The sequence below is a fragment of the Comamonas kerstersii genome (assembly GCF_008801935.1).
Taxonomy (GTDB): Bacteria; Pseudomonadota; Gammaproteobacteria; order Burkholderiales; family Burkholderiaceae_C; genus Comamonas; species Comamonas kerstersii.
This window is the reverse complement of record NZ_VZOT01000001.1, coordinates 150,354-172,243: the sequence shown is the minus strand read 5'-3', so window position 1 is coordinate 172,243 and position 21,890 is coordinate 150,354. Positions and strand designations below refer to the sequence as shown.

Here is a 21,890-nt window from a genome sequence, read left to right as displayed (position 1 = left end):
GCCACTTTGTGTGGCGTTTTTTCGTTCAGTACAGGCTGCGTTTGCCCGGCTGCAGCAGTACGACCAGTGCACCGGCACCGCCTTCTGCCGGGCGAGCCTGCACAAAGGCCAGCACTTCTTTTTTCTGCACCAGCCAGCGCTGCACCTTGGCCTTGAGCACCGGCATCCTGCCCGGTGAGCCCAGCCCCTTGCCATGCACCACACGCACGCAGCGCAGCCCTGTGCGGTGCGAGAGGCGAATGAACTGCCCCAGCGCCTCGCGTGCTTCGTCCGAGCGCAGGCCGTGCAGGTCCAGGTGGCGCTGAATGCTCCAGTGCCCGCTGCGCAGCTTGCGTGTCACGTCCAGGCCAATGCCGGGGCGGCGAAAGCTCATCTGGTCATCCACGTCCAGCAGGGTGCTGACGTCAAACTCATCGCTCATGGCTTCCAGCAGCACGCGCTGTTCATCCAGCTCCAGTTGCAGGGGGCGGGGTGTGGGCGGCTCGGGCTGAAACTGCACACGTTGCTGGGTGGAGAGCGGTGTGACCGGGCCGACATAGTGCGCAAACAGATGGCGTTCCCGCTCGGCGGCGGCTTCTGCCTCCTTGCGGGCTTGTTCTGCGGCTTCGCGGCGCTCGCGCTGGGCCTTGAGCTCCTTGGAGATGCCACCCAGGGCATGCAGGCCCTGATGGCGAAACGCCTGGCTCATAGCAATCCTTCCTCGGCCATGGACAGGCTGCGGCCCTGCGTCACGATGATGTGATCCAGCACGTGAATGTCCAGCAGCGCCAGTGCGCTCTTGACGTTGCTGGTGAGGTGCTGGTCTGCCGCGCTGGGCTGCACGCTGCCACTGGGGTGGTTGTGCGTGAGGATGACGCTGGCCGCATGGTGGTGCAGGGCACGCAGTGCAATTTCTCTGGGGTAGACCGAGGTCTGGCTCAGCGTACCCCTGAACAGTTCTTCCATGGCAATCAAACGGTTCTGGCTGTCCAGGAACAGCACAGCAAAAATTTCGTGGGGGCGGTGGCCCAGGTGCAATTGCAGATAGTGTTTCACAGCTTCGGGGCTGCCAAACACTTCGCGCTCACGCAATTGCTGGGCCGTGGCGCGCTTGGCCAATTCCATCACTGCCAGCATTTCCGCACGCTTGGCAGGGCCGAGGCCTTTGATGCGCTGCAGATCCTGCGCGCTGGCATTGAGTAGCCCGGCAAGCCCTTCAAAGCTGTCCAGCAGAGATTGCGCCAGCTGCAGCACGCTGCATCCGGCCAGGCCGGTGCGCAGCAAAATGGCCAGCAGCTCGGCATCAGACAGGGCGCTGGCACCGCGTGTCAGTAGTTTTTCACGGGGAAGGGTGTCGGCTGGCAGGTCTTTGAAAGCCATGGTCCTGGTGCTGAAAAAACAATTAACAGACGCCAAGGGCGCGGGGGCATGCCCGGTTTTCTACAATGTGGCGCAGTTTATCGGGACTTCCATGACAAATACTGTGCCTTCCAACACCCATTCCGTGCCGACCGTACAAGCAGGTTCCTTTCTGACGCTGCACTACCGTCTGGCTGGCCCTGCGGGCGATGTGATCAATACCTTCAACGAAAAACCCGGCACGCTGTCGCTGGGTACGGGTGAACTCTCGCCCGCCATTGAGGAAAAGCTCATGGGCCTGCCTGAAGGCACGCACACCACATTCGAGCTGCCTGCTGGCGCAGCCTTTGGTGAGCGCAACCCCGACATGCTGCAGTGGGTGGCGCGCAAGCTGCTCAATGAGCTGGGCGATCCGCACGAGCAATACGCGGCGGGTGATGTGGTGCAGTTTCCCACGCCCGATGGCCTGGGCAGCTACGCAGGCACGGTGGTGCAAGTGCGTGAGGACGGCGCCGTGCTGTTTGACTTCAGCCACCCGCTGGCAGGCCAGCCCGTGACGTTTGAAGTCAAGATCATTGGGGTGCTGTAGTCGTGGTCGATACCAAGGAAATTCTGCTGGCCGAGCCGCGAGGCTTTTGCGCGGGTGTAGACCGCGCCATCGAGATCGTAGAGCGCGCGCTGGAGAAGTTCGGCCGCCCTATCTACGTGCGCCATGAAATCGTGCACAACACCTTTGTGGTCAACGACCTCAAGGCCAAGGGTGCGATCTTCATCGAAGACCTGAACGAAGTGCCCCCCGGCGCGACGCTGATCTTCAGCGCACACGGCGTGAGCAAGGCCGTGCAGGAAGAAGCCAAGGCGCGTGGTTTTTCGATTTTTGATGCCACCTGCCCGCTGGTGACCAAGGTGCACATCGAAGTCGCCAAGCTGGCCAAGGAAGGTTATGAGTTCATCATGATCGGCCACAAGGGCCACCCTGAGGTGGAAGGCACCATGGGCCAGCTGTCCGAAGGCATTCATCTGGTCGAGGACGAGGCCGATGTGCAAACCATCCAGCCCAGACAGGCCGACAAGATTGCCGTGGTCACCCAGACCACACTGAGTGTGGATGATGCTGCAGGCATCAAGGCCGCCATCAAGGCGCGTTTTCCCAACATCCGCGAGCCCAAGCAGCAGGACATCTGCTACGCCACCCAGAACCGCCAGGATGCGGTGAAGATGCTGGCGCCGCAGGTGGATGTGGTCATCGTGGTGGGCAGCCCCACCAGCTCCAACAGCAACCGCCTGCGCGAGCTGGCCGAGCGCCTGGGTACGCCCGCCTACATGGTGGACAACGCCGATGAGCTCAAGCCCGAATGGTTTGATGTGGCCGCACGCGTTGGCCTGACAGCGGGAGCCTCCGCCCCCGAAGTGCTGGTCGATGGCGTGATTGCCCGCATCAAGGAGCTGGGCGCAGTGTCGGTGCGCAAGATGGACGGCGTGGAGGAAACCATGAAGTTCCCCCTGCCCAAGGGCCTGAAGATGATCGACCCTGCCACGGGGCTGGAAATCGAAGTGCGCAAGCGCCCAGAGACCGGGTTGTAGGCACAAGCTATCAAAAAGAAGAGCGGCTAGCGCCGGTATTTCCTTGGATTCAGATAGAAAATTATCTGAATCCTTGAGAAATCAAGCGCTGGCTGCTCTTGTTTTTTAGTGGCTTAGCTCCACAGATCCAGCGGTGGCTCGCTGACCACGGCCCGCAGCACATCGGTGCGGCTGACGAATCCGCGCAGATGGCCATCCGCATCCGTGACAGGCAGACCGGGCAGGCCAGTCTCCAGCAGCACATGGGTGAGCTGGCGCAGATGGGTGTCTGCCGTCACCGTGGGCACTGGCGTGACCATGACTTCCGTGACCGGGCGCTTGGCGAGCAGCATGACCTGCTGCACGGCACCTGGCTCAGGCAGCAGCGCCAGCGGGGCCATGTCAGCGCGCAGCAGCAGTCCAATGACCACCCCCTGGGCGTTGAGTACGGGAGCCTGGGCAATCTTTTTTTCAGCCAGCACCTGCCAGGCCTGCTCCACGTTGATGTCTGGCGGCAGCGTGACAGCGCCTTGCGTCATCACATCCTGCACGGTGTAAATCTGGCGGCGCTCTTCCTTAGGGCCCTGCTCGGTATCCAGATAGGCATTGACAGCATCATGCACTTTGGCCGACAGCGTGCTGATGGAGTGGCGAATCTGGGATTCCTGGCCTTCAACGCCAGAAGCGCCTGCACGCAGGCCGCTGGGGCGCTGCACGCCACGCACGGCAGTGATATGGCTGAGGCGCTGTGCACCTCCCTGGTACATGGGGCCGTTGATGCCAAAGACATAAAACATGAGGGGCAGTGCTCCTTGGGTTGGCTGCAATCAATCTTGTATTCCTTATCGGCAGCAGTGCCTGCAACTAAACCGCATCTGCAGCACAATGCTGGAAAGATTCTGCAGCCCTCTTGTGCTGAGACCCGATCACACCAGCCTGAACACGTCATGGCTCCGCTTTGGCTCCTGCACAAATCTTCGATTTGCCGGGTGGTGTGAGCAGCGCAGAGGGCCGTCACTTTAAAATCGCAACCATGCTAGACATCCTTCTTCTCCGTAAAGACCTCGATTCCGTCATTGCACGCCTGGAAACTCGCAAAAAGCCCCAGGCCTTTCTGAACGTCGAGGCATTCAAGGCACTTGAATCCGAGCGCAAAACGCTGCAAACCCGTACGGAGGAGCTGCAATCCCAGCGCAACCAGCTGTCCAAGCAGATTGGCATGCTGATGGGCAAGGGCGAAAAGGACGCTGCCGAAGCCGCCAAGGCCCAGGTCGCCCAGTTCAAGACCGAGCTGGAGCAGTCGGCAGCCCGTCTGGAGCAAATTCAGGCTGAGCTGGAAGCCATGCTGCAGGCCGTGCCCAACCTGCCTCACGAGTCCGTGCCTGTCGGTGCTGGCGAAGAAGACAATGTGGTCGTGCGCACCTGGGGCACACCCAAGACCTTTGACTTTGAAGTCAAGGACCACGTAGACGTTGGCACCCCGCTGGGCCTGGACTTTGACATGGGTGTCAAGCTCTCCGGCTCGCGCTTTACGGTGATGAAGGGCGGCATTGCCCGTCTGCACCGCGCACTGGCCCAGTTCATGCTGGATGTACAGACCCAGGAGCACGGTTATACCGAGTGCTATGTGCCTTATGCCGTGAATACGGATTCGCTCAAGGGCACTGGCCAGCTGCCCAAGTTTGAAGGCGATCTGTTCGCTGCCAAGAAGGGCGGCCAGGAAGGAGAGCCTGTGCCTGACAACCAGGCCCTGTACCTGATTCCTACGGCCGAAGTGCCTCTGACCAACTTCCTGCGTGACGTGGTGGTGCAGGAGTCTGAGCTGCCCATCAAGCTCACCGCCCACACCCCTTGCTTCCGCTCGGAAGCTGGCAGCTACGGCCGCGACACCCGCGGCATGATCCGCCAGCACCAGTTCGACAAGGTGGAGATGGTGCAGGTCGTGCACCCCGAAAAGAGCTACGAAGTGCTGGAAGAAATGACGCAGCACGCCGAAGCCATCCTGCAAAAGCTGGGCCTGCCTTACCGCGTGATGAGCCTGTGCACCGGTGACATGGGCTTTGGTGCCACCAAGACCTATGACCTGGAAGTGTGGCTGCCCGGTCAGAACAAGTACCGCGAAATCAGCTCTGTCTCGAACTGCGAAGCCTTCCAGGCCCGCCGCATGCAGGCACGCTTCAAGAATGCCAAGGGCAAGAACGAGCTGGTCCACACCTTGAACGGCTCCGGCCTGGCTGTGGGCCGCTGCCTGGTGGCCGTGCTGGAAAACTACCAGCAGGCCGATGGCTCCGTCATCGTGCCAGAGGCGCTGCGTCCCTACATGGGCGGCATGGAGCGCCTGCAAGCCTAAAAATTGGAGATCGGCCTAAGTTTTTCCAAAAAACGTGTCCAAAGTGTCATACAATAGATGCTTCGACACGCAGGAGAGGTGGCAGAGTGGTCGAATGTACCTGACTCGAAATCAGGCGTACGTGAATAACGTACCGTGGGTTCGAATCCCACCCTCTCCGCCAATGCTTGTAAGTCCTTGTTTTTAAAGGATTTATAAGAAAAACGGCTTCAAGAATGTATATCAAATTAGGTATCATCTTGAAGCCTTTTTTTTATGCACGAGGAACAAAGAACTACGTTAGGTTTTTTGTTCCTACATGTCAGGTCCCGGATGATTGCGCACGTTCTTGATGAATAAATCAGGTGCTTTCATCTTCCATTTTTTGGGTGCTTGAACTGGGGCTTCGTGCCCCAGTGCCTTTTGCGGCAAGTGGTGGTGATACAGCCAGACAAACCTGTGCAGCGTCTTCTCCAAATCCTCTGCGCTGTTGAAGTGGTGCGAGCGCAGTACTTGACGCAGGCGGCCATGGAAGCGCTCGACCATGCCGTTGGTTTTTGGCGTCCTGGGCTTGATGAGCCGATGTTCTATCCCCAGTGCTTGGCATAGCTGGTCGAATTGGTGCTCGCCTGTGGGCTGGCGAGTGCGACTGCCAAACAAGCGGTCTGTGAACTCTTTGCCGTTGTCGGTGAGGATGGTGTGAATCCTAAATGCTGCAGCTTTGCGGACGGCGGCCAAGAAGGCTTTGGCGGACGCTGCCGTCTTGTGTTGCTTGATATCAATGAACACCCAGCGTGTGGCCCGATCAATGGCAACAAAGACATAGCGGCGCTTGTCCTCATCTTGCATCTGGGGCAGGTACTTCACATCTACATGCACATAGCCAGGCTCATACGCCTTGAAGGGTTTGTGCTCGCTCTCAGGCTTGGGCTGTACGGGCAATCTGGAGTAGCCTCGTCTGCGCAGCAAGCGATCCAGCGCAGCACGGCTCATGGCCGGCTCAATGAACTCTCGCACCACCGCCAACAAGTCATCCAGAGGTAGCCGCAGCTGGCTGCGCAGATAAATAACCAGCTCTTGCTGCCCTGCATTGAGCGTAGTTTGCAGGCGGTGGGCCGTGTGGCTGGCGTCATGCACCGTGCTTGTGCTGCGCCACTTACGCACGGTCCCTATGCCAATGCCGTATTGCTGTGCTAACTCTCGATCTGTACCAGTGGCTTGCTGCAATGCCAGGCGGGTGGCAGGTGTGGTCGTGGCGTTCTTATGAAGACTGATCAGCATGGCAACTCCTTGGCACGGGCTTGCCATGTTGCCAGAACTTCTCGAAGTACCTCTCGGCCATGCAGCAACGGACGCTTGTTTTTAAGTAGCCAATCGTCCGGGACCCGACATCCACCCGCCGAAGCAATATTGAATAAAAGACGCAAATTACAAGCTGAGGCTCAGCGTAAAGGTACAGGTCGCTCCTTGCCTGAAGCCAAGATCATCCAGGGAGGGGCTGTCTCTCCTCGCTAGTCATGTAAAAGGTCGGCGAGTACTTCGCCTAATGACAGCTTTTGGCCGACAGCAGCCATCAGCATCCACAAGCTCTGAAACTGGCATAGAGAACCATATAGCTTTATGGTTGTTTATGCCACTTTTGCTGTGAGTAGTCGGAAAGACATTGCCAGTGGGATGCGCCATAACTTTTTGAGAGCATCTGCTCTCCTAAGCAAGTTCACCTGCAGAGGCCGACAGGAATAAACTGGGCATGCAATGTCGACCATTACCTTCTCCCCTCCATTTCATTCACCCAACCAAGTCGCTGAACAACTACGAGGGCATGGCTATGCGGTGCTTCAACCTCGTGATGTTGCTACGTGGCTCAACTGTGATTTAGAGGCTTTGCAAGCCTTGTCGGTTGAGTGGAATGACCTTCGTCCGGATGAGTATCTCAAGGATGGTGGCAGCTATCGCTACCGGCGTCACGCCAGCTTTGTGGTGCGAGGCGAGCAATTGGAATTGGTAGAACACCGTCCGCACTGGCAACCGCTGAAGTACAACGCGTTGCATGGAGGGATGGAGCGCTGGTTTGCACCAGTGAAAGCCCAGGTAGTGCAGCAGGCTGCTTGGCGGCAGTTAATCGTTCGTCTGGCAGAAGTTTCTACGCAATTATTTGCCCAGACGATGACTGAGCCTTGCTTTGTGGAAGCGCATCAATTCCGGATTGATACAGCGAATGGGATCGGACGTCCTACACCAGAAGGTGCACACCGTGATGGGGTCGACTTGGTCGCAGTTTTTCTGGTTGGTCGGCAGGGCATCAAGGGTGGAGAAACTCGCATCTTTGAAGCGTCTGGACCGACAGGCATTCGCTTTACGCTGACAGAGCCGTGGACGCTGATGCTGCTCGATGATGCAAGGATGATCCATGAGACCACCCCCATTCAACCCTTAGATGAGCATCTGCCCGGCATACGTGACACTTTGGTCGTGACATGCCGCAGACATTGCTTTCAAGGTGATGAAGTGAAGGATGGTGGTTCGTGACCAAGCGGTCATAGGCACGGATCACCTTGAGGTGGAACTGAGGGCTGATGCACATGGCATAGACCAGTTCCTTGCAGACATAGGTGACCCCATAGCGGCCTGGAGTGGGCGTTGTTGCATAAATCGTTGCTCTTCAAGCGGTAGGCTTGCAGCATGAGTCAGCCCCTCAAGCCCCGCTATCGCACCACCAATTGGAAGCAATACAACGCAGCCCTTAAAACACGAGGCTCGTTGACCGTTTGGCTGGATAAGCGCATGGCGTGGTTTGCCGCTGCAAGCGGTAAACGCGGGCGCAGCCCGAAGTTCTCAGATGCTGCGATTCAATTGTGTTTAACGCTCAAGAACCTGTTTGGCTTGGCGCTCAGGCAAACCACAGGCTTGGTGCAATCGGTGCGGCAACTGAACGGCCTTGCCTGGCCTGCGCCCAACTTCAGCACGCTGTGCCGGCGCCAGCTCGATTTGAATGTACAAGTGCCGTACACACGCAGCCAAGCTGGACTGCATTTGCTAGTTGATTCAACGGGAATCAAGTTCTTGGGTGAAGGCGAGTGGAAATGCAAAAAGCATGGCCCTGAGCGTCGTCGGCAATGGCGCAAGTTGCACATTGGCATTGATGCCCAGACGCTACAGGTCAGGGCTATCTGCGTGACATCCAACAACGTCAGTGATGCAGCAGTGATACCGGATTTGCTGCAGCAATTGCCCGAAGATGAGGTGCTGGAGAGCCTAACGGGCGACGGCGCTTACGACACGCAACCAGTCCATGAAGAAGTCATCAAGCGAGGAGGTATTCCCATTATTCTTCCTCGCAAGAATGCTCGAATACGCAAAGGCAAAGCCTTTGTGCATCGAAATGCGGCGATCGCTGCATGTCGAAGGCTGGGGCGAAGTATCTGGAAACGTTGGATCGGGTATCACCGGCGCAGCTTGGTGGAAACCAAGATGAACTGCATCAAACGATTGGGTGAGCGGCTGATGTCTCGTACCTTTGAGCGACAAGTGGGCGAGCTGCACATTCGAGCAGCCATCTTGAATCGATTTACAGAACTGGGCCGTCCTCAGACGGCAGCCGTGGCATAGCCACGGCTGGGGTTTGAGGGAGCTTGGCCTGAATCGATTTATGCAACAACGCCCTGTTTGAGAACAAAAAAAGGCGCTTGAGGCGCCTTGTGGTGGAGTGTGGGTAGGGCCTTTATACAGAGGCTAAGCGTGACACGGTGTCTGGATACTTTTCTACCAGCCTGATCAGAAGCGCTGCTTGAGCATTGGGGGATGCTCTACCTTGTTCCCAGTTTTCCAGTGTTCTGGTTTTTGTTCTGAGGTAGTTGGCGAACACAGGCCGTGAAAGATTCAGCCTCTCCCGAATCGATTTCAGTTCCTGGGCTGTGATTGTGACTTCTGGCTTCAATTCAACTTCATGAGTGCGCAGGGTGCGTTTCCCTGTGCGAGCTTCAGCCAGGGCATCGAAGCCTTCAGTGAGTTCAGCAAAAAGATCGCGTTTGGTCATGTTCTAGCCTCCAGTTCGACTTTCAGCAATTGCTTCAGCAATGCCTTCTGTTTGGGCGTCAGGTTTTCCATCTCGTCCTTGTCGTAGAGGGTAAACAGCCAAAACTGAGGGCCACCACTCCACCAGTAGTAGATGATGCGTAGTCCTCCGCGTGTACCTTTGCCTCTACGTGGATCACCGTGACGAACCTTTCGTAGCCCACCTGTTCCTTCGATCATGTCACCTGCTTCAGGGTTCTTCATCAGGCGCTCTTGCAGGCTCTTGAATTCGTCGTCGGTGAGATAGGTAGCCCTGTTTCGCTCAAAGGCCGGTAGTTCGACGAATACGGCTTTCATGGTTTTAAGTATACGCAGATTGCGTAGCTTTTGTCGCTGCTAGTGTTTCGTAGTTGTTTATGGGTAGGGGAGTCCCCACCGGGGGGAGTTGCTGTACCGCGCTGATGGGGGCCCTCGTATTGCTACTGAAAATTTTCGACTTCCCAAAAAAGTGACTTCAACACCGTGTACAATTGCTGCATTGCCTAGGTGAACAGCCTGGGAACATTTAAAGGTCGATCAGCTCTAAGTTGTTGATTTTAAATAGGAGGTGGTCGGATTTTCAAAATCCCACCCTCTCCGCAAAAATGCGGCTGTAGCTCAGCTGGATAGAGTACTTGGCTACGAACCAAGGGGTCGTGGGTTCGATTCCTGCCAGCCGCACCAGATACAAGCCCCCAGAACAGAAATGTTCTGGGGGCTTTTCTGTTGTGGCCTTCAGGGTTGGAGTCTTTGATAAGTTTTTGCAATTGGAACATAAATTTTCATTTGTATCTAATTAATACAATATCCAGGTAGGTTTTTCCTTTTTTCTGGCTGGCTAGATGGGTGGGGATGTTTACACCTTCGCTGCGAAGGGTGGATGAATTGCTGGAAAACCAATGGCTTACGTTATTAGTTCCCCGGTAGTTCGGTGGAATTTTTTAACTTGTAAGTATTGCTTTATGGCACTCATCAAAAAGGCTCGTTCTCAGGAAGTGGTTGCAACATCGGCAGTGAAGTCTGTCTCTTCAGAGGTGACGCGTCAGTCGGAAATCGCCCGCAAGCGAGCTCATACCTTGGCCAAATAGCAGCAAGCTGCAGAGCGTGTGGCGGCAGCTTCCAGCGAGCTGGCTGCTGGTATGAATGAAGCCGCTTCTGCTGCAGAAGAACTCAAGCGAGCCTCGGATCAGATTGCGTCTGGAGCGGAAGAAGCCGCAGGTGCAGCTCAGGAGTCGTTGGTGGCTATCACCCAGATTTCAGGTGCGATTGCGCGACAGATGGATGCTGCGCGTGTTGCTCAGGCCAAGGCTGAAAATGGCCAGGCTTTGGCGCAGCAGATCAATACGGAAGTTAAGGCCACGATTGGGAGCATCGGTGTCGCTGCCAAGCGCCAGGGTGAGAGCGTGAAGATGGTGGCGGAACTGGAGCGTCAGGCAGCCAACATCGGTGACATCGTCAAGTGTCAGGTCCCGGATGATTGCGCACGTTCTTGACGAATAAATCAGGTGCTTTCATCTTCCATTTTTGAGTGCTTGAACTGGGGCTTCGTGCCCAGTGCCTTTTGCGGCAAGTGGTGGTGATACAGCCAGACAAACCTGTGCAGCGTCTTTTCCAAATCTTCTGTGCTGTTGAAGTGGTGCGAGCGCAGTACTTGACGCAGGCGGCCATGGAAGCGCTCGACCATGCCGTTGGTTTTTGGCGTCCTGGGCTTGGTGAGCCGGTGTTCTATCCCCAGTGCTTGGCATAGCTGGGCGAATTCGTGCTCGCCTGTGGGCTGGCGAGTGCGACTGCCAAACAAGCGGTCTGTGAACTCTTTGCCGTTGTCGGCGAGGATGGTGTGAATCCTAAATGCTGCAGCTTTGCGGACGGCGGCCAAGAAGGCTTTGGCGGACGCTGCCGTCTTGTGTTGCTCGATATCAATGAACACCCAGCGTGTGGCCCGATCAATGGCAACAAAGACATAGCGGCGCTTGTCCTCATCTTGCATCTGGGGCAGGTACTTCACATCTACATGCACATAGCCAGGCTCATACGCCTTGAAGGGTTTGTGCTCGCTCTCAGGCTTGGGCTGTACGGGCAATCTGGAGTAGCCTCGTCTGCGCAGCAAGCGATCCAGCGCAGAACGGCTCATGGCCGGCTCAATGAACTCTCGCACCACCGCCAACAAGTCATCCAGAGGTAGCCGCAGCTGGCTGCGCAGATAAATAACCGGCTCTTGCTGCCCTGCATTGAGCGTAGTTTGCAGGCGGTGGGCCGTGTGGCTGGCGTCATGCACCGTGCTTGTGCTGCGCCACTTACGCACGGTCCCTATGCCAATGCCGTATTGCTGTGCTAACTCTCGATCTGTACCAGTGGCTTGCTGCAATGCCAGGCGGGTGGCAGGTGTGGTCGTGCCGTTCTTATGAAGACTAATCAGCGTGGCAACTCCTTGGCACGGGCTTGCCATGTTGCCAGAACTTCTCGAAGTACCTCTCGGCCATGCAGCAACGGACACTTGTTTTTAAGTGGCCAATCGTCCGGGACCCGACACGCCAGCTGCTGGAGCAGGTAGGTCATGGCCTGCAAGCGCTTGAACAGTACAGCCAAAAGCGCAGGCAGGGTGAGCAGCCAGAAGTAGAGCTGGAAACGCTGATGCAGCAATGGCAGGATAGCTATGTGATGCTGGAGCAACGCTCTGCCCATCAGGCGGTGGTGTCATCATCTGCGGCATCAAACAGATGCAGACCCCAAGATTGAACTTTTCTAAGCCGATACCGTGTTTTCCCTGAAGGGAGTTCAATATTGCGCTACAATAGTGGTCTTGCAGCAATGCAACAGCGGCTGTAGCTCAGCTGGATAGAGTACTTGGCTACGAACCAAGGGGTCGTGGGTTCGATTCCTGCCAGCCGCACCAGATTCAAGCCTCAGAAACGAAAGTTTCTGAGGCTTTTGTCTTTTTGTGAAAGCACTGCTTTTTTCACATGGCTGCAAGGCGTTGTGAAGACCAAAAAATTTCGGTCAGTTTCAATTTAGGGGTTTAGATAGCACCTATAATTGATAGCTTAGCGGCTGTAGCTCAGCTGGATAGAGTACTTGGCTACGAACCAAGGGGTCGTGGGTTCGATTCCTGCCAGCCGCACCAATATCAAGTCCTGATATCGCAAGGTATCAGGACTTTTTGGTTTGTGCGCCCGGCATTTTTGTGGGGCTGCTTTTGTGTGAAGATTGCGTCTATGAACAAGGCTTTCACCAAGGAAACCGATGGGCAGGATGATGACGACGATCTGCCCAGCCTGCCTGCTATTCCCAAGGGCAGCAAGAATTACATGACGCCTCAGGGCTACCAGGCGCTGCGCAGCGAGCTGCTGGAGCTGATTGACAATGAGCGCCCCAGAATTGTCGAGGTGGTGCACTGGGCGGCCAGCAATGGCGACCGCTCGGAAAACGGTGACTATCTCTACGGCAAGAAGCGTCTGCGCGAGATTGACCGCCGTATCCGCTTTCTGACCAAGCGCCTGGAAATTGCCGAGGTGGTGGATCCTTCCGTGCACCACAGCAGTGACCAGGTGTTCTTCGGTGCCACCGTCACCTATGCAGACAACGAAGGTGTGGAGCGCACTATCACCATCAAGGGCATTGATGAGTCTGACAGCAGCAAGGGCGAGGTCAGCTGGATCGCGCCCGTAGCGCGTGCCTTGCTGCGCGCCAAGGTGGGGGATGAAGTGCCTTTGCCCACCCCGGCAGGTGTGCGCATGCTGGAAGTGCTGGAAGTGGCATACCCCGCACCACAGAACTAAAAAATAGTAGCTGCCAGCGTTGGATTTATCAGTATTTCATGCTCTTAAGGATTTGAAACCTAGATGTGGTAAGCGCTAGCTGCTCTTATATTTAAAGTCAGTCATAAAAAACGCGATCTCTCCGGATCGCGTTTTTGTTGTGTGCCTGCGTGTACAGCGGTCTTACTTGAGCGGCATGATGCGCGTAGCGCGGACCACGGTGGGAATGCGGCGCAGGCTGCGCAGGGCTGCGTCCACGTGCTGGCGGTCGTGTACGGACACGATAAAGCGCAGCTCGGTGGTTTGCATGGCTGCTTCATCGTCCATTTCCAGGCGGCGAATGTCGAGGTTGGCTTCTGCCATTTCGCTGGCTACGCGGGCCAGTACGCCCTTCTGGTTGTTGATGGTGATGCTTAGGCCGCTGTCATAAAGCTTCTGGCTGGCGTCTTCTGCCCATTCCACGGGGATGAAGCGCTCCGCATCGGTAGCGTGCAGGCGCTTGGCATTGGCGCAGTGGGCATCGTGCACGTGCAGACCATCGCCACGGCCCAGATAGGCCACCACGGCATCGCCGGGTACAGGGCGGCAGCAAGGGGCGTAGTGCACCGAGGCATTGCTCTTGCCGTCGAGCGTGACGGTGCCACGGTCTTTGCTGGCAAAGCGCTCCTGGCTCAGCAGTACGGCGTTGGGGCGCATGCCCTGCTTGGCCAGCTGGGCCATGAAGTGGCGCGCCACCCAGCCTGCAGCCTGGCGGCCCATGCCGATGTCGGTCAGCAGGTCTTCGCGGCTCTTGCTGTTGGAGGTGTTGAGTACAGACTGCCACAGCGCCTGATTGGCTTCGTTGTCCTGCGGAATCTCGGCAATACCTTCTTCGCGCAGTGCCTGCTGCAGCAGCTTTTCGCCGAGCAGCATGGACTCGCTGATGGCTGCCGTCTTGAGATAGTTGCGGATCTTGGAGCGCGCACGGCCAGTTTTGACAAAGCTCAGCCACGCAGGGTTGGGGTTGGCATTGTCGTCCGTGATGATTTGCACCACATCACCGCTCTTGAGTTCCGTGCGCAGCGAATTGGGTTCACCATTGATCAGGGCGGAAACAGTGTGGTGGCCAATACTGCTGTGGATGGCGTAGGCAAAGTCCACCACGGTGGCGCCGCGTGGCATGGCCAGAATTTTGCTCTTGGGTGTGAAGACGTAGATGGAGTCAGGGTAGAGGTCCACCTTGACGTTGTCCCAGAACTCGGTGGCGTCTTTGGTTTCGGTCTGGATGTCCAGCAGCGACTGCAGCCACTTGGTGTTGACGGCTTCCTGCTTGTCCTGCGACTTGTAGAGCCAGTGCGCGGCAATGCCGGCCTCGGCCACGATGTGCATGGGCTCAGTGCGGATCTGGAACTCGATATTCACGCCCGACGGGCCCACCAGCATGGTGTGCAGCGACTGGTAGCCGTTGGCCTTGGCAATGGCGATATGGTCCTTGAACTTGCCGGGCACGGGCTTGTACAGCTGGTGCAGGATGCCCAGGGCGGTGTAGCAGTCCGTGACTGTAGGCACGATGATGCGAAAGCCGTAGATGTCCGTCACCTGGGCAAAGGTCAGGTGGTGGCGGATCATCTTCTGGTAGAGCGAGAACAGCGTGCTCTCGCGCCCTGCCAGGCGTACGGGCATGCTGACGCGTTCGAACTCGGCAGCAATTTCGTTCTGCACGCGCTGCACCAGATCGTGGCGGCGTGCGCGGGACTTGGAGATGGCCTTGTCCAGCGTTTGGTAGCGCCAGGGGTGCTGGTACTGGAAGGACAGGTCCTGCAGTTCGCGGTAGGTCTGGTTCAGCCCCAGGCGATGTGCAATGGGGGCGTAGATGTCCAGGGTTTCCGAGGCAATACGGTTCCACTTGCTGCGCGGCATATCGCCCATGGTGCGCATGTTGTGGGTGCGGTCGGCCAGCTTGATGAGGATGACGCGTACATCCTTGGCCATGGCCAGCAGCATTTTGCGAAAAGACTCTGCCTGGCTCTCTTCGCGGGTGTTGAAGTGCAGCTTGTCCAGCTTGGTCAGCCCGTCGACGAGGTCTGCCACCGTTTCCCCGAAACGCTCCACCAGATCCTGCTTGGTGATGCCGCAGTCTTCCATGGCATCGTGCAGCAGAGCAGCCATGAGCGCGGGGGCATCGAGCTTCCAGTGCGCACAGATGGTGGTGACAGCAATCGGGTGGGTAATGTAGGGATCACCACTGCTGCGCCACTGGTTGGTGTGTGCCTTGTCTGCGTATTGCCATGCCTGGCGCACCAGCTCGATGTCGGCAGGTGGCAGATAAGACAGGTAGCCCAGCATGCGCTCAAAGTGCGCAGCGGAAACGCGAGCCGCAGCTTCCAGGCGCTCCTCAAGAGGTGTGTCCGGCGATAGGGGAGGGGTGTCGTCTTTTTTGGAAGTAAATGCCGCGTTCATACCCTAAATGTATCGCGGGAAAGGGGCGGTGAACATAGCAAAAAAAAAAGCACCGCGATACGGTGCTTCTATTGTCTGCGTAATACACAGAATCTGAAATGAATTCAGACTTAGCCGGGTACTTTTTTCAGCATCTCCAGGCCAACCTTGCCTTCTGCGATTTCGCGCAGGGCGGTCACAGCAGGCTTGTTCTGGCATTCCACCTTGGGGGTATGGCCTTGGCTGAGCATGCGAGCACGGTATGTGGCAGCCAGCACCAGTTGGAAACGGTTGGGGATTTTGTCCAGGCAATCTTCAACAGTGATACGTGCCATCTGGGTACTCCGGGGAAATTCAGGAAAGGTTGAGGGACTCAAACACGTCGGCACGCAGGCGGCGCTGCGAGGCATATTTGAGCCGTTGAGCGTGGATGATCGCCTTCAGGTCAAAAAGCGCGCTCTCGAACAATTCGTTAATTATAACGAAGTCAAATTTTGACACCTGGGCCATCTCGACTTCCGCATTCTTCATACGTACTTCGATCACCTCGGGTGCATCTTCGCCACGGTTTTCCAGGCGCGAGCGCAGTTCGTCCCAGCTGGGCGGCAGGATAAAGATCAGCACCGCCTGGGGGAAGGCTTCACGCACCTGCAGTGCGCCCTGATAGTCAATTTCCAGCAGCACATCTTCGCCATTGACCAGGCGGTCATGAATGCCTTTCTTGGATGTGCCATAGCGCTTGCCGTGCACATTGGCCCATTCGATAAAGGCATTGTTGGCAATCATGCTGTCGAACTCTGTGTCCGAGCAGAAAAAGTATTCGCGACCGTGCTTTTCCTGACCGCGAGGTGCACGCGTGGTGTGCGAGACGGAAGGATAGACGCGTGCGTCAAACGAGCGCAGGGCCTTCACGAGGCTGGATTTGCCAGCTCCGCTGGGCGCTGCAACGACAAATAGGTTTCCAGGATGTTGCATAAAAAAAACTCTGCTACGGATAGCAAGCTTGCAAAAAGGGCGCTTGGAAGCGCCCTGTAGCGGTGACGGTGATTTACTCGATGTTCTGAACTTGCTCGCGCATTTGCTCAATCAGCACTTTCATGTCCACGCTGATGCGTGTCAATTCCAGTGTGGCGGACTTGGAACCCAGGGTGTTGGCTTCGCGGTGCATTTCCTGGATCAGGAAGTCCAGGCGCTTGCCGATTTCGCCCCCCTTCTTGAGCAGGCGCTCGACCTCGTCCAGGTGTGAGCCCAGGCGTGTGATTTCTTCTGCCACATCAATGCGGATGGCAAAGGCGGTGGCTTCAGACAGTGCACGCTCGCGGGCAGCTTCCGGTGCAACCTGGCCTTCGGTCAGGCCCATGGCTTCTTGCCAGCGCTCCAGAAAACGCTGGCGCTGCTGCTCTACCAGTTGGGGCACCAAAGGTCCTGCCTGCTCGGCCAGTGCGCGCAGCTGCTGGATGCGGTCCAGCAGCATGCTGGCCAGGCGCTTGCCTTCGCGTGCACGGGCGTCCACCAGTTCATCAATGGCCTTGTCAGCCAGTGCGGGAACGATTTCCTGCCAGTCCACCTGCACGGCGTGACCATTGCCGGAAAAGCGCAATGCATCGGCCACGCTCAGCCCCTTGGCGTCAGGCAGCCAGGCCTGTACCAGATCCTGCAGGGACTGCATGCGCTGCAGCAAGGCAGCAGTAGGCTGGGGCAGAGAGGCAGAGGCATCCACATCAATGGCCGCACGCACTTCCACCTTGCCGCGCTTGAGGCGGTTGGTCAGCAGGGCGCGCAATGCGGGTTCCTGGCTGCGCAGTTCATCAGGCAGACGGAAAGTCAGGTCCAAAAAACGGCTGTTGACTGCGCGGATTTCAAGCCCCAACCGCATACGAGATGCAGAGGCGTTGTCCTCAGTAGACGCCGGTGCGTGCTGCACGCTGGCGTATCCGGTCATGCTGTAAACTGGCATTGGACGTTTCTTTGGTTACTTGCAATTCGCTGATTATCCAGTTTCCGCGTCGACCCTGAGGTTTACCAGAACAAAATGTCTTCAAGGATCAAGCCCGCCCCCCTGCCGCCGGATACCCAGATTGGTGATTACCGCATTGTGCGCAAACTTGCTTCAGGTGGTTTTGGCATCGTGTATCTGGCCCAGGATGCACAGGGGCAGGAGGTCGCAATCAAGGAATACCTCCCCGCAGCACTGGCCAGACGCAGCCCAGGGGAACTGGTTCCCAAGGTAGCTGCAGACAAGGTGTCACTGTACCGGCTGGGGCTGAAAAGTTTTTTTGAAGAAGGCCGTGCGCTCACGCAGATCTCCCACCCTTCGGTGGTCAGCGTGCTCAATTTCTTCCGCGAGAACGAAACCGTCTACATGGTGATGAACTTCCTGCGTGGTGCATCCTTGCAGGAATACGTGGTGCTGGCACGCGGCAAGAAACACCACAAGGTTTTGCGTGAGTCCACCATCCGTTCGCTGTTTGATGAGGTGCTGCGCGGTCTGCGCATCGTGCACCAGCACAAGATGCTGCACCTGGACATCAAGCCCGCCAATATCTTCATCACCGATGAAGACCGTGCCGTGCTGATTGACTTTGGCGCTGCGCGCGAAGTGCTGAACAAGCAAGCCAGCTTTATCCGCCCCATGTACACGCCGGGCTTTGCTGCCCCTGAGATGTACAAGCGCGACAACAATCTGGGCCCTTGGACGGATATCTACGCCATTGGGGCCTGCATGTTTGCCTGCATGACAGGGCAGCCACCCACGGATGTGCCCAACCGCCGCGACAAAGACCGGCTGGCCATGGCGCTGGCGCGTCTGCGTGGTGTGTATTCCGATAACCTGCTGGAGCTGGTGCAGTCGGCCATGGCGCTGGACCCCATGGAGCGCCCGCAGTCTGTGTTTGCGTTCCACAAGGCGCTGATCAACGAGCCGCCGCGCAGCTACACCCCGCTGAGTGTGGCCGAAAAAGTGCGTCTGCAGCTGGAAAGCCTGATGGGTGACACCAGCAGGGCGCAGGCCGCGCAGGAGGCAGCGCGGGCGAGGGCTTCATGAAATTTTCCGTATTTCAGCTCAGTCGCCGTGGGGGGCGTACCATCAATGAAGACCGCATGGGCTATTGCTACACCCGGGAAGCGGCCTTGTTCCTGCTGGCAGATGGCATGGGCGGGCATGCCGAAGGCGAGGTGGCCGCACAGCTGGCGCTGCAGAGCATTGCGGCACAGTTTCAGCGCGAAGCGCAGTTGACACTGCCCAATCCGTCTGACTTCCTGCGCCGAGCCGTGATGACGGCGCACCGCCATATCCAGCGCTATGCCAAGTTCAAGCGCATGGCTGATGCACCACGCACCACGCTGGTGGCGGCCGTGGTGCAAAACGGCACCGTGACCTGGCTGCACTGCGGTGATTCGCGTCTGTACTGGGTGCGCAGGGGGCAGTTGCTGGCGCGCACGCGTGACCATTCTTATTCTGAGATGGAAGGTGCCTTCCGCATTCCCAGGCAGCTGGCCAAAAAGCTGCTCAACCGCAATGTGCTGTTCACCTGTCTGGGGGCATCTGGCGACCCGATTTTTGACATCAGCGGCCCGCATAACCTGCGCCGTGGGGACCGCGTCCTGCTGTGCTCGGACGGGCTGTGGGGCGTGCTCGACGAAGCCTTTTTGCTGCAGGGGCTGTCCCGGCAGCCCGTGCATGAAGCCATTCCTGCGCTGGTGGATGCTGCCTTGCAGACAGCAGGCGAGAAAAGCGACAACGTCACTGCCATAGGCATGGAGTGGGAAGTGCCGGATCACGAGCCCAGCACCGGTGAAAGCCATACCGACACCCATCTGACGCACGAGCCCTTTGCCACGACCATCCAGTCCGAGCACGACCTGGATACGCTGGATGACCCGCTCGGCGAAGAAGAAATCGAGCGCAATATTGCCGAGATCAATGCGGCCATCCGCCGCTCGGCCGAGCGCAAGCTGCCATAGCCTCGCCCACCTCAGCGCTGCGCATGGGCTTGCACTTTGACGCACACTTGTCACCTTTGCCGCAGATGCTGCGGATTGCCTGTCTGATGAAATAAAGAGAGCTGCCAGCGCTTGCTGCATGGGCGTTGCAGCCATTTTTTACCCATGAAAATTGTTCTCGCTTCCAACAACCGCGGCAAGCTGGCCGAATTGCAATCCATGTTTGCGCCTCTGGGCGTGGAGCTGATCTGCCAGGGCGATCTGTTTCAGGGCGAAGCGCCCGAGCCCTATGGCACCTTTGTGGAAAACGCCCTGAGCAAGGCGCGCTTTGCGGCCGAAAAAACTGGCCTGCCTGCAATTGCGGACGATGCAGGTCTGTGCGTGGAAGCCTTTGGCGGCCTGCCCGGCGTGGATACAGCCTACTACTGCACGCACTACGGCTACGAAAAAAGCGATGCCAACAATGTGACCTGCCTGCTGGAAAACCTGGCCCCTCACGCCAACCGCAAGGCCGCCATGGTGAGCACTTTGGTGGGCGTGCGCCACCCCAAGGACCCTGAGCCGCTGATTGCTGTGGGCCGCGTGAATGTAGAGATTGCCAGGGAGCGCCGTGGCAGCAACGGTTTTGGCTTTGACCCTGTGCTCATCATTCCTGAAATTGGCAAGACCTTTGCCGAGATGGCGCCTGAGTTCAAGAACGATCACAGCCACCGTGGCCGCAGCACGCGCGCCATGATGGAATTGCTGCGCACCTCCTGGCTGGCCTGAAGCACGCATGAGCATCCCCATTCATCCTGCGGGCAGTGAACCGCAAGTGGGCCAGGCACCCAAGGACGTACAGCACTACATGCGCATGGGCACGCTGGCCCTGCCTGCGCTGCCACCGCTGTCGCTGTACATCCACCTGCCGTGGTGCCTCAAGAAGTGTCCGTACTGTGACTTCAACTCGCACGAGCAGCGGGGGCTGGCCGAAGGCGGTGTGCCTGAGCAGCGCTATATCGACGCGCTGATGGCCGATCTGGAAGCCAGCCTGCCTCTGATCTGGGGCCGCACGGTGCACAGCGTATTCATTGGTGGCGGAACCCCCAGCCTGTTCAGCCCCGAGAGCATTGACCAGTTGATCAGTGGCCTGCGTGCGCGCCTGCGCATGGAGCCTGATTGTGAAATCACCATGGAGGCCAACCCCGGCACCTTTGAAAAAGAGCGCTTCAAGGCCTACCGCCATGCAGGCATCACACGCCTGTCGATTGGGGTGCAGAGCTTTGATGACCGCTTTTTAAAGGCGTTAGGGCGTGTGCACGATGGAGCACAGGCACGGGCTGCGGTGCAGGAAGCGGCGGAATCGTTTGAGACCTTCAACCTCGACATCATGTATGCCCTGCCGGGGCAGACCGAGGCCGATCTGCTCAAAGACCTGGAGACAGCGCTGAGCTTCAAACCGCCGCACATCTCGATTTACCACCTGACGATCGAGCCGAATACCTACTTCGCCAAGTTTCCACCCGTCGTGCCGGAAGAAGACACAGCCTATGACATGCTGGACCGCATCACCGCCATGACGGGCGCGGCAGGCATGCAGCGCTATGAAATTTCAGCCTACGCACGCGATGGCCACCAGTGCTTTCACAACACCAACTACTGGCAGTTTGGTGACTACCTGGGCATTGGCGCAGGGGCGCACGGCAAGCTGAGCTTTGCGCACCGTATCGTGCGCCAGGTCAAGATTCGTGACCCGCAGCGCTATATGGACGCCGCACTGGCAGGCCGTGCGCTGGCCAGTGACGAGGACGTGCGCCGCAAGGATTTGCCGTTTGAGTACATGCTCAACGCACTGCGCCTGCGCGGTGGCTTTGCGGTGCAGGACTATCTGGACCGTACGGGCCTGCCTATCAGCACCATTCAGTCTGCGCTGGATGCAGCGCAGCGCAAGGGTCTGGTCACCCTGCAAGGCGGCCATGTACAGCCGACGGAGCGTGGCTTTGACTTTCTGAGTGATTTGCAGGAGTTGTTTCTGGCCGACGAATAAAGCCTGAATACTCATAAAAAGAAAGCACCTTGCGCAGGTGCTTTCTTGTTTTCAGATGGTTTTGATTCTGAAGTTGGCTTGTATTCAGCGCTGGCAGCTATCAAAAAATCAGATGCTTAACCGCAGAAGGCCTTGATGATGCGGCCGGTGGCATCGACTTCCAGATTCAGGCGTTCTACGTTGAAGTCACGCGTCATGGGCTGGCCGGGCTTGAGCACGCGTGCCATGTAGGCGCCAGAGCGCTTGCGGGCTTCGTTGATGTTGTGCTCGGTATTGGTCTTGCCCACGGCCCACTGCGCATTTTGTGCATTGCATTGCTGCACGGGGCGGGGAGCATCGGCACCGGCTTTTCCGTGGCCAAAGTGCGATGACGTGGAGCAACCAGCGATGGTCAGAATGCCGGTCAGACCCAGCAGGGGCAGTACATAGCGCATGTAATTCAACTCCTCAGTTGTTGCACAGCCCA

At 57.6% G+C, this 21,890-nt stretch carries 23 protein-coding genes, 4 tRNA genes and 1 pseudogene; 16 read left to right on the top strand and 12 right to left on the bottom strand.

The window, feature by feature from the left end:
• Positions 1–25: 25 nt before the first annotated feature.
• Complete coding sequence (locus F7P80_RS00830; protein WP_054065633.1) at positions 26–688, bottom strand: Smr/MutS family protein; 663 nt, start codon at positions 686–688, stop codon at positions 26–28.
• Positions 685–1,359 (bottom strand): RadC family protein, encoded by a 675-nt coding sequence (radC, locus tag F7P80_RS00825; RefSeq protein WP_151042111.1) that lies wholly within the window; start codon positions 1,357–1,359, stop codon positions 685–687. Before radC ends, F7P80_RS00830 begins: the two co-directional genes overlap by 4 nt.
• A 91-nt stretch (positions 1,360–1,450) precedes the next feature.
• Between radC and F7P80_RS00820 the strand changes: the two genes are divergently transcribed.
• Both F7P80_RS00820 and ispH read left to right on the top strand, forming a co-directional pair.
• Positions 1,451–1,927, top strand: coding sequence for an FKBP-type peptidyl-prolyl cis-trans isomerase (locus tag F7P80_RS00820; RefSeq protein WP_054065654.1), 477 nt, complete (start codon positions 1,451–1,453; stop codon positions 1,925–1,927).
• Positions 1,928–1,929: 2 nt separating this feature from the next.
• Positions 1,930–2,922, top strand: a complete 993-nt coding sequence (gene ispH, locus F7P80_RS00815; RefSeq protein WP_151042109.1) for a 4-hydroxy-3-methylbut-2-enyl diphosphate reductase — start codon at positions 1,930–1,932, stop codon at positions 2,920–2,922.
• A gap of 113 nt (positions 2,923–3,035) precedes the next feature.
• Here the strand turns inward: ispH and F7P80_RS00810 are convergent, their stop codons facing one another.
• On the bottom strand, positions 3,036–3,698 hold the full coding sequence (locus F7P80_RS00810; RefSeq protein WP_151042107.1) for a CBS domain-containing protein: 663 nt from the start codon (positions 3,696–3,698) through the stop codon (positions 3,036–3,038).
• A gap of 236 nt (positions 3,699–3,934) precedes the next feature.
• Here F7P80_RS00810 and serS point away from each other — a divergent pair, with 236 nt between their 5' ends.
• On the top strand, positions 3,935–5,251 hold the full coding sequence (gene serS / locus F7P80_RS00805; RefSeq protein ID WP_054065655.1) for a serine--tRNA ligase: 1,317 nt from the start codon (positions 3,935–3,937) through the stop codon (positions 5,249–5,251).
• A gap of 72 nt (positions 5,252–5,323) precedes the next feature.
• A tRNA-Ser gene (locus F7P80_RS00800) sits at positions 5,324–5,414 on the top strand.
• Positions 5,415–5,545: 131 nt separating this feature from the next.
• Here the strand turns inward: F7P80_RS00800 and F7P80_RS00795 are convergent.
• Positions 5,546–6,511 (bottom strand): IS481 family transposase, encoded by a 966-nt coding sequence (locus tag F7P80_RS00795; RefSeq protein WP_151042105.1) that lies wholly within the window; start codon positions 6,509–6,511, stop codon positions 5,546–5,548.
• A gap of 474 nt (positions 6,512–6,985) precedes the next feature.
• Between F7P80_RS00795 and F7P80_RS17000 the strand changes: the two genes are divergently transcribed.
• Both F7P80_RS17000 and F7P80_RS00780 read left to right on the top strand, forming a co-directional pair.
• A complete protein-coding gene (locus F7P80_RS17000; RefSeq protein WP_151042103.1) occupies positions 6,986–7,759 on the top strand; it encodes a 2OG-Fe dioxygenase family protein in 774 nt (257 codons plus the stop codon).
• A gap of 153 nt (positions 7,760–7,912) precedes the next feature.
• A complete protein-coding gene (locus F7P80_RS00780; protein ID WP_151042101.1) occupies positions 7,913–8,839 on the top strand; it encodes an IS5 family transposase in 927 nt (308 codons plus the stop codon).
• Positions 8,840–8,951: 112 nt separating this feature from the next.
• Here F7P80_RS00780 and F7P80_RS00775 read toward each other — a convergent pair whose 3' ends face one another.
• The gene (locus tag F7P80_RS00775) at positions 8,952–9,266 is read right to left on the bottom strand and encodes a helix-turn-helix domain-containing protein (protein ID WP_151042099.1); all 315 of its coding nucleotides are present in this window, start codon (positions 9,264–9,266) and stop codon (positions 8,952–8,954) included.
• Complete coding sequence (locus F7P80_RS00770; protein ID WP_151042097.1) at positions 9,263–9,601, bottom strand: toxin; 339 nt, start codon at positions 9,599–9,601, stop codon at positions 9,263–9,265. The genes F7P80_RS00775 and F7P80_RS00770 overlap by 4 nt, the downstream gene beginning before the upstream one ends.
• Before the next feature lie 289 nt (positions 9,602–9,890).
• Between F7P80_RS00770 and F7P80_RS00765 the strand changes: the two genes are divergently transcribed.
• A tRNA-Arg gene (locus tag F7P80_RS00765) sits at positions 9,891–9,967 on the top strand.
• A 422-nt stretch (positions 9,968–10,389) separates the two neighbouring features.
• Positions 10,390–10,776 (top strand): methyl-accepting chemotaxis protein, encoded by a 387-nt coding sequence (locus tag F7P80_RS00760; protein ID WP_151042095.1) that lies wholly within the window; start codon positions 10,390–10,392, stop codon positions 10,774–10,776.
• On the opposite strand, the pseudogene F7P80_RS00755 reads toward F7P80_RS00760, so the two are convergent.
• Positions 10,739–11,729, bottom strand: a pseudogene (locus F7P80_RS00755) (IS481 family transposase). The gene F7P80_RS00760 and the pseudogene F7P80_RS00755 overlap by 38 nt on opposite strands.
• A 32-nt stretch (positions 11,730–11,761) precedes the next feature.
• On the opposite strand from F7P80_RS00755, the gene F7P80_RS00750 reads away from it, so the two are divergent.
• The 4 genes from F7P80_RS00750 (at position 11,762) to greB (ending at position 13,059) form a co-directional block, all read left to right on the top strand.
• Entirely contained in the window at positions 11,762–12,019 is a 258-nt protein-coding gene (locus F7P80_RS00750; RefSeq protein ID WP_151042093.1) for a hypothetical protein, read from the top strand.
• An 80-nt stretch (positions 12,020–12,099) separates the two neighbouring features.
• Positions 12,100–12,176, top strand: a tRNA-Arg gene (locus F7P80_RS00745).
• A gap of 151 nt (positions 12,177–12,327) precedes the next feature.
• Positions 12,328–12,404, top strand: a tRNA-Arg gene (locus tag F7P80_RS00740).
• A 91-nt stretch (positions 12,405–12,495) separates the two neighbouring features.
• Positions 12,496–13,059, top strand: coding sequence for a transcription elongation factor GreB (gene greB / locus F7P80_RS00735; protein WP_151042091.1), 564 nt, complete (start codon positions 12,496–12,498; stop codon positions 13,057–13,059).
• A gap of 162 nt (positions 13,060–13,221) precedes the next feature.
• Here the strand turns inward: greB and F7P80_RS00730 are convergent, their stop codons facing one another.
• The 4 genes from F7P80_RS00730 to F7P80_RS00715 all read right to left on the bottom strand — a co-directional run bounded on the left by F7P80_RS00730 (position 13,222) and on the right by F7P80_RS00715 (position 17,398).
• A complete protein-coding gene (locus tag F7P80_RS00730; RefSeq protein ID WP_054065658.1) occupies positions 13,222–15,477 on the bottom strand; it encodes a RelA/SpoT family protein in 2,256 nt (751 codons plus the stop codon).
• A gap of 110 nt (positions 15,478–15,587) precedes the next feature.
• Complete coding sequence (gene rpoZ / locus F7P80_RS00725) at positions 15,588–15,791, bottom strand: DNA-directed RNA polymerase subunit omega (protein ID WP_054065659.1); 204 nt, start codon at positions 15,789–15,791, stop codon at positions 15,588–15,590.
• A gap of 19 nt (positions 15,792–15,810) precedes the next feature.
• Positions 15,811–16,431, bottom strand: a complete 621-nt coding sequence (gene gmk / locus F7P80_RS00720) for a guanylate kinase (RefSeq protein ID WP_054065660.1) — start codon at positions 16,429–16,431, stop codon at positions 15,811–15,813.
• A 73-nt stretch (positions 16,432–16,504) separates the two neighbouring features.
• Complete coding sequence (locus F7P80_RS00715; protein WP_151042649.1) at positions 16,505–17,398, bottom strand: YicC/YloC family endoribonuclease; 894 nt, start codon at positions 17,396–17,398, stop codon at positions 16,505–16,507.
• 90 nt (positions 17,399–17,488) lie between these two features.
• Here F7P80_RS00715 and F7P80_RS00710 point away from each other — a divergent pair, with 90 nt between their 5' ends.
• The 4 genes from F7P80_RS00710 (at position 17,489) to hemW (ending at position 21,424) form a co-directional block, all read left to right on the top strand.
• A complete protein-coding gene (locus F7P80_RS00710) occupies positions 17,489–18,499 on the top strand; it encodes a serine/threonine protein kinase (RefSeq protein ID WP_151042089.1) in 1,011 nt (336 codons plus the stop codon).
• Entirely contained in the window at positions 18,496–19,419 is a 924-nt protein-coding gene (locus F7P80_RS00705; protein WP_151042087.1) for a PP2C family protein-serine/threonine phosphatase, read from the top strand. The genes F7P80_RS00710 and F7P80_RS00705 overlap by 4 nt, the downstream gene beginning before the upstream one ends.
• A gap of 144 nt (positions 19,420–19,563) precedes the next feature.
• A complete protein-coding gene (gene rdgB / locus F7P80_RS00700; RefSeq protein WP_054065663.1) occupies positions 19,564–20,166 on the top strand; it encodes an RdgB/HAM1 family non-canonical purine NTP pyrophosphatase in 603 nt (200 codons plus the stop codon).
• A gap of 7 nt (positions 20,167–20,173) precedes the next feature.
• Complete coding sequence (gene hemW, locus F7P80_RS00695; protein WP_151042085.1) at positions 20,174–21,424, top strand: radical SAM family heme chaperone HemW; 1,251 nt, start codon at positions 20,174–20,176, stop codon at positions 21,422–21,424.
• Positions 21,425–21,540: 116 nt separating this feature from the next.
• On the opposite strand, the gene F7P80_RS00690 is transcribed toward hemW, so the two are convergent.
• Entirely contained in the window at positions 21,541–21,858 is a 318-nt protein-coding gene (locus F7P80_RS00690) for an I78 family peptidase inhibitor (RefSeq protein ID WP_114070889.1), read from the bottom strand.
• Positions 21,859–21,890 lie beyond the last annotated feature (32 nt).